A 7,573-nucleotide genomic window follows, 5' to 3' on the forward strand; every position below is an offset into this window, starting at 1 on the left:
CGGCGCCGTCTTCCACAAAGGCAAGCTACTCGAACGCCCCGCCGACATCACACCGCCCGAGCCGGCCGAATCAACCGAAACGGAGGTCGCCTGAAACACCCCGATCCACAGGTATTGACAATTCCTCACTGCGGGGACCTGTACCCCGATTTTCACGATCTCGCCCTCGATGGGATGCCGTACGGGTCGCCGCGTTGCTGAAGAACACCTCTAACGCACGCAACTGCGCTCCCCGGCCCAAAAAGCCAAGGTCCAAAAACAAAGCGGCCTCAACGAACGAGTAGTTCACTACGCGTTTTTTGCTCGCGAGATTTGCGCGCGCAATCTGGACCCATCCGTATCCGAAATATTGGCGACCCGACCCGCACGTGAATTGTCAGATCCGTGAGTATGGTCTGACGTCGTCGCTCAAAATTGACCGGCGAAAGCAGATCGATTCGCCACGGGGCGGGGGTGCTGGTGCAGATAGCAGACTGTGTTGCGGCAGCTTCGGGTATACGTCAGCCTAAGCATGTGCAACGGCCATGAGCTCCAATAGTCGCCCATTGCCTCCAGCCGCCGAGGCTGGTCACCGCATCCTCGCCGAACATGGACCACTCATGGCGACGGAGCTTCGCGACCGCTTGCGAGAGCAACAATTCGTTGTTGCTCTAGATCGACTCCTCCAACTACCAGACCGATTTCCCCTCCGCTTTCAAATCGCCGCCGATGGGCGCCTCTCAATCGCGGCGGCAAACGAAGACGATGGACGTATCCAGCCGGAAGCACCAGAGCTGGCAACGGCGGATTGGTATATCAAACGCCCGGACCGTGTTTCGCTCGATCGTGTCGCCGTGCTGGACATCGAGACGACCGGGCTAAACCGCGCCAGCGACTTCATCAGCGAGATCGCGCTCGTCCGCATGGACGGCACAGTCTTGGTCGACCTCGCCGTCGAGCTACCCGAAGAAGTCGAACGACCGGTGCCTGCCGAAACCGAAACCGTCTCCCTTGACAACGCTCTACGCGCCTTGACGACGCAGCTGGGAGACGTCGACCTGGTCCTCGGCCACAATCTGCTCGCCTTCGATCTTCCGTTCCTAGCGCACGCCGCCCGCCGTGCCGGCGCCGCACCAGTCCGCTTTCCCTCAAGCGCTGACAGCATTCATCTGTCATTGCTTGTGGACGTCGCAATGCCCAATCGCCAGCTCGCAGATCTGTCCCTGGCCTACGCAATCAACAACGACAACCCACATCGAGCAGTCTCGGACGCCGCCACGACAACCGAGGTTATTCGAGCGTTGCTCGCCTCAGTCGACGCGAGTGATCCAAGCTGGCAGCTCGCCATCGCTGCACTCGAAACCTACGATCACCCCCTCGTCAAGCTCCTCCCCGAGTTGACCGCGGCGCCGACATTGTCGGCGCTGTCCCGACCGTCCGATCCCCTACTCGAGGCGACCGGATCGCCGTCACCAGACGCCTGGTCGGCGGTGCGCGATGACTTCCCAAGTCTCCTTCAGCGACATGGACTACGACCACGTCCAGCGCAGCAGGAAATGGCGCACGCCGTTGCGCAAGTCTTCGACGGCGGTGGCCGCCTCGCTGTTGAAGCTCCGACCGGAACGGGCAAGTCCCTCGCCTATCTGCTCCCTGCCCTTGGCCGCGCGTCTCAGGCAGCCCGACCAGTGTTAGTCGCAACCGCAACCAAAGCGCTCCAGAATCAACTTCGTGCCGACGCAACCCGCCTCCACGAAGACGGTCTATTACGCGCACCATTCAGGCAGATCCAGGGCGTAGGTAACTATGTCTGCGCGCGCGAGCTTGAAACCGTGCTGTCTGACCCGGAGGCGTCCGGACTTGCAGTGGCCGTTGCCATTCGAGCCGTGGCCACAGCACCGTCAGGCACGTGGGACGACGTCACTGATTTCACGTTGCGCAGTACGGATGCTCATTACGCAAGAACCCGGGCTCGGCTTCGTACCAACTCCGGAGGTTGCGATCGGCGAAATTGCGCGTGGGCGGATGTCTGCCCGCTTATGCAGCAGCTGGCCGGTCTCGATAAGGCGCCTGGCGTCGTGTCGATCAACCATGCACTCATTGCGAGCTGGATCAAGCTAGAGCAGCAAGGTTCGCGAGCTCCAGGAGACGTCCTCGCCGACGGGCGAGCCGATCTGGTTTTCGACGAGGCCCACGCCCTTGAAGATTCCTTAACCACCGCCTGGACCGAACGCGTGGATGCCCTCGAGCTCGAGATCCTCGTGAACAGCTTGTCGCAACGTTCCAGGCTAATGCGAGAGATTCGGTCGAAGGCCCGCGCCGAATCGGGCGTCATCGACGCACTCGAGTCAATTGCGACGGTGTCTGCGCAGGTGCGCTCAACCGCTACAGAACTCGCGGAGGCAATTGACACGTATCTCCATGAGTACGCCGGGAAAGCCGACGCTGTAGTACTGCAGGCCGGGGTGGTTAACAACCGACCGGAGTTTCGAACTCTGAGACAAGCTTCATCGACCGTCCGCTACTGGTTGATTCAGCTAGCCAAAGCTGTTACTAGCCTTAGAGACTCTCTGTCAGAGATCAGCGGATTGAGGTCAGCAAAACAACGGCTGCGGGGCTACTCCGAGCGCCTCGACAACGCCATCGCCCTCCTAGAAGCCATGGGCACTCTGCCCGACAGCCACCTTTGGGTCTACCGACTCGCTGCGGAGGAAGACGATCCTGCGGCGTGGACGTTTGAGCGCATCCCCATCCACGTCTTCCCCGAGTTCAAGCAACACGTGGTTGACCGTACTCACTCTTCTGTGCTCTGTTCGGCGACGCTGACCGTGGAACGTCGCTTTGATTACCTCGCCTCCCGTTTAGGCATCCGTATCAACCCGGACCCGGACGACGATGCGTTCCGGGCACTGCTCTTGTCGTCGCCGTTTGACTATCAGAATCAGTCGGTAGTGGTGCTCACCAACCATCTCCCCGTGCCCGTGCCGGTTAACGAACGCGAATTTTGTGAGGAAATGGCCGCGGACCAAGCCGGCTTTCTGTCGCTGTCTGGTGGAAAGACGTTGACGCTGTTTGCTGCCCGTAAGCGTATGGAGGCGGTAGCTCACGCTGTACGGACGAAAGAGGCAGAGCTCGCGGCCCGCGGGGTTGAGCTTCTTGTTCAAGATGAGCTCGGACGCTCTCAGATATCTCATCGTTTCCGGACTGAGCCCGGCACGGTGCTCTACGGGCTGAAGTCGTACTGGGAGGGATTCGATGCCCCCGGCGAGACGCTGTCATACCTGTTCCTGGAGAAGCCGCCCTATCCCCATCCCGACGACCCTCTCGTATCGGCCCGGCAAAGGGCCATAGCCGAGCGGGGTGGCGATCCGTTTGTCGACTACGTTCTGCCGATGACGGCCATGCTCTTCACTCAGGGCTTCGGTCGGTTGATTCGTTCCGAAACGGACAGAGGCGCAGCCTTTGTGTGCGACCGCCGACTTCACGCGCCCACGCAAGCCCAACGGGTAATCCTTGGCTCACTGCCTAATCCAGTCATTCATGAAGCCATCGACCGCGACGACGCGTGGACACGCGCTATCGAGTTCGTCACCGGCGAGCCTCCGATCCTTGAGGACGCCATTTCATTCGGGCGTGACGACGTCACCGCACTACTAGAAACCCTGAGGCTCATCGAGGGTGAAGATCCCACTGCGAAGCTCACCGAGGCGGCCGAGAGGCTCTTCGGCATTACCAAACTGCATCCCAAGCAACTCGAAGTAATGCGCGCAATCATCGAGGGCAAGGACGTAATGGCCGTATTACCTACGGGATTCGGCAAGTCATTGTGCTTTCAACTGCCAGCATTGCTCGCCCCACAAGCTCGGGCGACCGTCGTGGTTTCGCCGCTCGTTGCACTAATCAAGGACCAAGTGAACGACCTCCGCGGTCGACGCGGAATCCGACCGGTACAGGGCATCACTGGCGCCACGTCACGAGTGGTTCAAACCGAAATACTGCGCGACACGGCCAACGGTCAGGTGCGCCTCTTGTATGTATCGCCCGAACGACTGGCGCGCGACCCGATCCTACGCGGTGCCCTTGGTCGCCAACAGCTCAACGGTGTCGTGGTCGATGAGGCGCATTGTGTGTCGGTATGGGGACATGACTTCCGGCCGGAGTTCCGTCAAGTTCCCGCATCCGTTGCAGCATTCGAAACCCGACCTCCGCGCGCAGGCCTGACCGCAACGGCCACCACCGAGGTCGAAGCTGACATCACCTCGGCAATGGATATGCAAGATCCAGTAACCATCCGCGAGCCGAGCGACCGCCCCAATCTTCGCTTCCGGGTGGTCAGGTGCGCGGACGAGCGAGATCGCGCACGGGAGCTGCTGCGCTTCGTCACCTGGGCGGGTGACAAATCGGGAATCATCTACGTCTCCAAACGCGCTCTGGCTGAGGAGATTGCCGCGCTGCTTCGCCGCGCCGGTCATGCTGCCCGGCCTTACCACGCGGGCATGGTTCCTGAACAGCGCGACGCTGTCCAAGAAGACTTCGATTCCGACACAACAAGAATCATTGTCGCGACCAAAGCTTTCGGCATGGGCATCAATAAGCCCAATATCGGGTGGGTGGCGCATTACGACCTCCCGGACTCCCTCGACGGCTATGCCCAAGAGGCCGGCCGCGCTGCCCGTGCGCGCGATATCTCCGGCGAATGCGTGCTGCTGTACACCAGCGCCGACCTTGCCCGCCGCCGCCGACTCATCGAGGCACACGGAACCAAGGCCGACGCGGCCATTACCCAACAACTACTGGCCACCTTGTGGGACTGCCCTGAGCGCGGCGATGACCGAGTCTTTGATATCGACGAAGTGGCCGACAGACTCGCCATCGATGACGACGAGATTAACGTTCACCTCGCTCAGCTCGAACGCGTCCACGCCATCGAACAAGGATTGGACTGCTCGGCGAGAGGCACTGTTGATGTCGGGTTCCGGGAGCCGGATGACGAAGACGAGCGGCGTCTCTTCCGTAACCTCTTCTATAGGGACCATAGAACGCGCCCCAACGTCCGTATCCAGCTTGACTTTCAACAGCTAAATGATGAGCACGGATACGATCCCGACAAGTTGGAGCAGCAGCTCATCAACTGGTCGCTGGACCGCCTGGTCACCTTCTCCAGCTCGCACCGGCTGCGTCGTGTCCGCACGCTCACACGTGTCGCACCTAAAGAGGCGTTGGAACGCGAATCGGCCCGATGGAAGTGGTGGCAGAAGCGTCGTCTGCAGGCGATGATCGATTACGCCACGGACGATTCACACTGCCGTCGGGTGGCGGTTGCAGAACACTTCGGGGACGTGGTTCCGGATTGCAAGAGCAGGGACGTCGAGCCATGTGACAGGTGCAGCGGCGAGACAGCGCCGTGGGCTGCGCTGGCTGACCACATGGTGCCTGATCCTGAGCTGCTGGTGAATGTTGATCTCATTGCGCTGCAGGCTATTGCATGGGCATCCGCCTTCCGTCGGGGCGCGTATGGGGAGACCAGCCTCAAGGCTGCGGTTCTCGGGCGCGAGTCATTGGGCGAGGGACGGCCGCTGGGCGCCGGCGTGCTGAGCTGCCCGCAATTCGGAGCATTACGCCATGTACGGAACGGCGAGCGTCGTTGGGATGAAGCAGTTAAGAAACTCACCGACAAGGGATTGATAGAGCGCCGGGCTGCTGTACGCGAAAACTCTCAAGCCGCATATCAGTCGCTCGCACTCACAAATCTCGGCGCGAAAACCCTTGGCATCACGGAGCCTCAATGATCGAAAAGCGAATCACTCAGCAGCTGTTGGAAACCGGCCAACTCGCCTTAACCGAACGTGAATGTTCGGCACTCACACTCCCAGAGCACAGTTCGAGCATAAACCTCGAACTCGAGAGCGAGCCGTTTCTTGCCCAATGGAGTGGGCGCAGCCGACAACTCACCGGCGACCTCCTCGGCGAGCGTCTCCAGGACTACGGCCAAGAGGGCGGCCTGCTTCGCTTGCGTCTCGTTGATCAGGTATATCGACTCCAACTCCTGCCTCCGGGTACGCCCAGCGAGTTCAGCATCGCAGCACCGCCTCCGGCTCCTATCGCGAAGTCGAGCGGGGCCAAGGCTAAGCGACGCCGCGCCACCGTCGACCGCCAGTTCCACCCCGACGCCGAATATGACTGGGGCGCTGGATCCGACAGGACAATCGGATTCCTTACGAAGGCACGCGAATTGCTGGCCGAACAACTGAAAGCTGCTGGCTTCGACACACTTGACCTTGTCGAGCTGCGCCTTCAAGGCGAAGAGCTTGGAACACTTGATGACTTTGAGGAGCTGTTGGCGGTCGACGTCTCGAACGTCGACCGGATGCCACACCAGGAAGCTGTTGCACGTCACGCATTGTCTCGCCTGCGTGGCCGCGCAGTACTCGCCGACGAAGTCGGCCTTGGCAAGACCATCGAAGCCGGTCTCGCGGTCAAGGAGCTCGCTCTGCGCGGCCTCGCCAAGAGGGTGCTCATCTTGTGCCCGGCACCTCTGCGCGACCAGTGGCGAGAGGAGATGAACAGCAAGTTTGACATGACCTTCGACATCGCCGCCCGAGGCCCAGAGATCCAGCAGCAGGACAGACTGATACTTAGCCTGACACTGGGGCGAAGCAATGCAGAGAAGCTCACCAAGAAGCCCTGGGACATCGTCATCGTGGACGAAGCTCATCGCGCCGCCGGCGGTGGTGCGCGGAAGACTCGTGATGTCATCACTTCGTTGACGACGAAATGCCGCTACGCGTTCTTCCTGACCGCGACACCAGTCCAGAACGACTTGCTCGAGCTTTACCGGCTTGTCGAGCTGCTCAGGCCCGGCACCTTCAGCTCGGTTACCGAGTTCAAACGTCAGTTCATGAAGGGATACGACCCTCGCACGCCAAACGACCCCGCTGCCCTTCGTCGACTCATCAGCAGCGTCATGATTCGCACCACCCGCGCTCAGGCCGGCGTGGACCGAGTGGTGCGTCGCGCGGTAGATGTCCCGATTACTCTGGGCGCTCGGGAGCGCGAACTGTATTTCCTGGCAACTCAACTGCTACGTGGAGTGATGCACGATCCTGGGGACGCAATGCGTCGTCGAAGCCTGGCACTTCGCCTCACGGCAAGCCCATTCGCGATGGGGACAACTGCGCTACGGATGGCCGAGCGTCATCCTGATCCTCGCGTTCGAGAAGTGCTCCTCGAGATCGGGCATCGCGCCATGGACATCAACGAGTCAGCGCGTGAAGACACCGCGCTGAAGATCACCCGAGACTGGTTGCGGGAACACGGCCGAGTGTTGATCTTCACCCAGCACACCGACACGGTCACGGGACTGCTGCGACGAATGGAGCTGGAGGGGCTCAACGCCCGCTCCTTCCATGGGTCGATGTCAGCGGGAGAACGCGCCACGACTATCGCCGCCTTCAAATCCGGTGAGGTTGTCCCGGTCTTCGTGGAATTTGAGGTGGCGGTCCCTCACCTGATGCCCGCCAGATGGTAGGTCTTCGGGTGAACGACCAAGTACACCTCGAAGAAGGAGTAAGGGACCGCCATGAAGACCGTACCTACT

2 protein-coding genes are annotated in these 7,573 nt (G+C 60.8%); both read left to right on the plus strand.

Features of this window, described 5'->3' with window-relative positions:
* Positions 1-599 precede the first annotated feature (599 nt).
* Positions 600-5,765 carry a RecQ family ATP-dependent DNA helicase gene (locus tag HPC46_RS33060; protein WP_233717013.1) on the plus strand — a complete coding sequence of 1,722 codons (5,166 nt, stop codon included), beginning with the start codon at positions 600-602 and terminating at the stop codon, positions 5,763-5,765.
* Positions 5,762-7,504: a DEAD/DEAH box helicase gene (locus HPC46_RS33065; RefSeq protein WP_179476247.1), complete on the plus strand. Its 1,743-nt coding sequence runs from the start codon at positions 5,762-5,764 to the stop codon at positions 7,502-7,504. Before HPC46_RS33060 ends, HPC46_RS33065 begins: the two co-directional genes overlap by 4 nt.
* The last annotated feature ends 69 nt before the right edge of the window (positions 7,505-7,573 follow it).

The organism is Mycolicibacterium vinylchloridicum, assembly GCF_013404075.1.
Lineage (GTDB): Bacteria > Actinomycetota > Actinomycetes > Mycobacteriales > Mycobacteriaceae > Mycobacterium > Mycobacterium vinylchloridicum.